This window comes from Pseudomonas sp. AGC41 (assembly GCF_057334555.1).
The window spans coordinates 15,058-19,397 of the sequence record NZ_JBHFJB010000096.1 but is presented as its reverse complement, the minus strand read 5'-3'; the positions used below and the strand labels follow the sequence as shown (position 1 = coordinate 19,397).

Annotated in this window: 4 protein-coding genes; 1 reads left to right on the top strand and 3 read right to left on the bottom strand. The window is 63.0% G+C overall.

Annotated elements, in window-relative coordinates; all coding sequences use genetic code 11:
- Positions 1 to 176: 176 nt before the first annotated feature.
- Positions 177 to 1,694, bottom strand: a complete 1,518-nt coding sequence (locus ACE04F_RS17040) for an MDR family MFS transporter (RefSeq protein WP_486108390.1) — start codon at positions 1,692 to 1,694, stop codon at positions 177 to 179.
- 69 nt (positions 1,695 to 1,763) lie between these two features.
- Positions 1,764 to 2,954 carry a 4-hydroxybenzoate 3-monooxygenase gene (gene pobA / locus ACE04F_RS17035; RefSeq protein ID WP_486108388.1) on the bottom strand — a complete coding sequence of 397 codons (1,191 nt, stop codon included), beginning with the start codon at positions 2,952 to 2,954 and terminating at the stop codon, positions 1,764 to 1,766.
- A 170-nt stretch (positions 2,955 to 3,124) separates the two neighbouring features.
- Here pobA and ACE04F_RS17030 point away from each other — a divergent pair, with 170 nt between their 5' ends.
- Positions 3,125 to 4,018, top strand: coding sequence for a helix-turn-helix domain-containing protein (locus ACE04F_RS17030; protein WP_486108386.1), 894 nt, complete (start codon positions 3,125 to 3,127; stop codon positions 4,016 to 4,018).
- A gap of 7 nt (positions 4,019 to 4,025) precedes the next feature.
- Here the strand turns inward: ACE04F_RS17030 and ACE04F_RS17025 are convergent, their stop codons facing one another.
- Positions 4,026 to 4,202, bottom strand: coding sequence for a hypothetical protein (locus ACE04F_RS17025; RefSeq protein WP_305499247.1), 177 nt, complete (start codon positions 4,200 to 4,202; stop codon positions 4,026 to 4,028).
- Positions 4,203 to 4,340 lie beyond the last annotated feature (138 nt).

The window sequence follows — 4,340 nt, the reverse complement described above, 5'->3', positions numbered from 1 at the left end:
TGGCGGCGACAGCTTGAGACAAACCTGCAGGGGAGCGCGCTTTTGTGGCGAGGGAGCTTGCTCCCGCTGGGCCGCGAAGCGGCCCCAGAATTTCCCCTGCCCACTCAGGATTTTAGGCCTGCTGCGCAGTCCAGCGGGAGCAAGCTCCCTCGCCACAGGGTTCAGCGCCATCCGCACTAGCGAGTTTTTTCTTCACGCCCGCGCAACAGGCAGTCGGGCATCGCCACGGCAGCCGCCAACCCCAGCAACGACACCGCCGCGCTGATCATCAGCAAATGCCGGAACGTCCCTTGCAGTTCCTCGCGCAAGGCATCCCGTGCCGCGCCCGGCGCGGCGTTCAGGCCGTCGAGCAGCACGTTGCCGGAATGCCCTTCGCCGATCACTGACGAACCGGCGAGCTGGGCGAAACCTGAATCCTGCAACAGCGCCAGCAGCAGCGCCGACATCAATGCCACGCCGACCGCGCCGCCCAATGAGCGGAACAGGTTGGTGGTGCTGGTGGCCACGCCGATGTCCTGTTGCCGCACCGAGTTCTGCGAACCCACCAGCGAGGTGGGAAATTGCATGCCGGACGCGATGCCGCCAAGCAGCATGAACAGGCTGCTGAGCCAGAATGCCGCGGGCGGGGTGAAGGCCATGCCGAGGATGGCGAACGGGAAGAGCAGGGCGCCACTGAGGATCATCGGTTTGTAGCGACCGCTGATCGAGGTGCGCCGTCCGGCGAAATAGGCGCCCATCGGCAGGCCCATCGCCAGTGGCAGCAGATGCAGCGCGGCACTGTCGGCCCCGGCGCCGGTCACGCTCTGGAAGCGCAACGGCACCAGCACCGTCAGCGAGATCGCCTGGAAACTGGTGAAGAACACCGTGCACCAGCACAACACCGCGCTGCGGTTGACGAACAGGTGCATGGGCAGCAACGGCTCGCGGGCGCGGCGCTCATGCCAGGCGAATACCCCCAGCACGACCACGGCGCCACCGAGCAGCCCGAGCACTTCGCGGCTGTGCCAGGCGTGACCCTGGCCGATCTGAGTAATGCCCAGCAGCAGCGCAGTGAGGCCGATGATCAGCAACACGGTGCCCAAATAGTCGATGATCGGCGTGCGTTGCGGTACCGGCAGCCCCACCAGTGTGCGCCGGGCCACCAGCCAGGCGCCCAGGCCCAGCGGCAAATTGATCCAGAACACCCAGCGCCAGGACAGGTATTCGGTCATGTAGCCGCCCAGCACCGGCCCGGCGACACTGGCCACCGCATACATGCTGCTGAAGTAACCCTGGTAACGGCCACGTTCCCTGGGCGGGATGATGTCGCCGATGATCGCCTGGCTCACGGAGATCATCCCGCCAGCGCCGATGCCCTGGAAAATCCGCGCCAGTACCAGTTGTTGCATGTCTTGCGCCAGGCCGCAGAACAGCGAGGCGAGCGTGAACAGGCCCATGCCGAACAGCATCAATGGCCGCCTGCCGTACAGGTCGCCCAGCTTGCCGTAGATCGGCACCGCAACGGTCATCGCGACCATGTAGCCGGAGATCACCCAGGCCAGCAGGCTGACATCCATGAATTGCGCGGAGATGGCCGGCATCGAGACGGCGACGATGGTCTGGTCCAACGCACCGAGGAAAATCGCCAGCATCAGCGCCACCAGCACGCTGCGGATGGCGGGTTGCGGGGCTTGAGGCGTATCGAGCTGATTCAAGGCTGGACCTGCGGGCATCGCGCCGGGGAGGCGAATGGACGGGAGCCCGCAGTTTAAATCGATAGTTGGCTATTCGATAGCCTCGTAAGGAAGGCCGACGTAATTTTCCGCGATGGTTTTTCGACCGGCCTCGGAGTCGACGAAATACTCCAGCTCCGCTTCGCTGATGCGCTGGTTGAACGCGTCGTCGTCGAAGCGATGCAGCATCGACGTCATCCACCAGGAGAACCGTTCGGCCTTCCAGACCCGGCGCAGGCAAATGGCCGAATAGCGTTCCAGCAGATCCACCCGGCCGTCGCGATAGACCTTGAGCAAGATGTTAAACAACGTACTGACGTCGCTGGCGGCCAGGTTCAGCCCCTTGGCACCGGTGGGCGGGACGATGTGGGCGGCGTCGCCGACCAAAAACATCCGCCCGTACTGCATCGGTTCGACGACGAAACTGCGCAGCGGCGCGATGCTTTTTTCGATGGAGGGGCCGGTCACCAGCGCTTCGGCCAGGTCGGCGGGCAGGCGGTTTTTCAGCTCGCTCCAGAAACGCTCGTCCGGCCAGTCGGCTATTTGTTCCTCGGCGGGCACTTGCAGGTAATAACGGGTGCGGGTCCGCGAGCGCATGCTGCACAGGGCAAAGCCGCGCTCATGGCGGGCGTAGACCAGTTCCTCGTGGACCGGCGGGGTGTCGGCCAGGATGCCGAGCCAGCCGAACGGGTAGACGCGCTCGAAGACCTTGAGTTTTTCCGCCGGGATCGATTGCCGCGCGACGCCGTGGAAGCCGTCGCAGCCGGCGACGTAATCGCAGTCCAGGCGCCAGGTTTCGCCTGCGTGTTCGAAGGTCACGAAGGGCTGGTCGGTCTGCAGGTCGTGGGGTTGGGCGTTGTCGACTTGATACAGGGTCTGCGCGCCGGATGCCTGGCGGGCAGCCATCAAGTCGCGGGTGACTTCGGTCTGGCCGTAGACCATGACGTTCTGGCCGCCGGTCAGTTCCTTCAGGTCGATGTGCACGCGCCGGCCATTGAGGACCAGCTCGAAACCATCGTGAGGCAGGCCTTCGGCGTCCATGCGCTGGCCGACCCCGGCCTGGCGCAGCAACTGCACCATGCCTTGCTCAAGCACCCCGGCGCGGATGCGGCTGAGGACGTAGTCGGGTGTCTGGCGTTCCAGGATCAGCGTGTCGATGCCGGCGTTGTGCAACAACTGGCCGAGCAGCAGTCCAGAGGGGCCGGCGCCGATAATGGCGACTTGGGTCTTGAGGGTTTTCATTGTTGTTATGACTCGCAAGAGCACGCGACCAGGGTCGGTGTTTATTATTAGTAATCCTGGCCTGCATTTTTCGCTTGCGAACCTGTCAATTGAAGGGGAAAACTGCGCTGAAACCTGTACTTTCTGCCAATCGGTGCGATTACCGCCCGTAACCCGAGGCCAACCCTCGTATGAAAAAAACCGAGCTGCCTTCGATACCGGTGTTCAAGCTCTATGGCGAGAGCCAGGATTGGCCGACGCCGGACCTGCTGCATTGCGAAACCATCTCCACGCGCAGCAGCGAACATCAGTGGGAAATCAAACCCCATCGGCATGCGGACCTGTGTCAGTTGCTGTTTGTCTACAAGGGCCAGGCCGAGCTGGAAATAGAAGGCCAGCGCACCCGGCTCGACGAGCCGGCCGTGCAGATCCTGCCGCCCTTGTCAGTGCATGGCTTTCGCTTTTCCGAGGATGTGCAAGGTTACGTGGTTACCCTGGCGGCGCCGCTGGTGACGCATCTGCAAGGGCAGCTCGGGCATTCGGTGAATGTCCTGGCCCAGGCCGAAGCCTACCCGGCCGGTGAAAACGCCGACTACCTCAACAGCCTGTTCAGTGCCTTGCAGGCGGAATATGTTGGCCACGAACCGGCCCGGGAAATGCTGATGCATGCATTGGTCAGCGTGATCATGGTCTGGGTCAGTCGTCAGGTAATGGACAGGCGTACCTCGTCGCAGCGTCCGCAACGGGCCCGGGAATACCTCAACGGGTTCATCCAGCTGGTCGAGGAAACCTATCGCCAGCACGTCAAGGTCGAAGACCTCGCCCATCGCCTGGGCATCTCGGTATCGCACCTCAACGGCACCTGTCGGGAACTGGCCGGGCAACCGGCGTTGCAGATCATGCACGAGCGCCAGTTGCTGGAGGCCAAGCGGCTGCTGACCTACACCGGCATGACCATCTACGAGATCTCCGAGCTGCTCGGTTTTTCCGACCCGACCAACTTCACCCGGCTGTTTCGCCGGCGTGTCGGCATTTCGCCCAAGGCCTTCCGCGACCGGCTCAAGACCGATCAGCCGGACGACTGAAACCACTTCAGCGCAGAGCGTTCAGGGATGCGTTGTGCGGTATGCAGCGTTCGAAGTTGCAGCTGGCGTATTCACGGGGCAACTGCCTGGCCTGTTCGACCCGATAAGCCGCAGTGCCATACAGCGCTAGCGTGGCCGTGCAGGTGACAAAAATGGCGAGGCGTCTTCTTGTTTTGATGTTCATGGCGATGACCTCTGAACGAATACCCGGGGGTACTGTTTTGAGCATAGGTCAGCCATGGCGAGTTGCCAGTCGGGCGGGTTTTGTGTGTGGCTCGATATTCAGGCCACTGATGGATTTCCTGTGGGAGGGGGGGGGGGG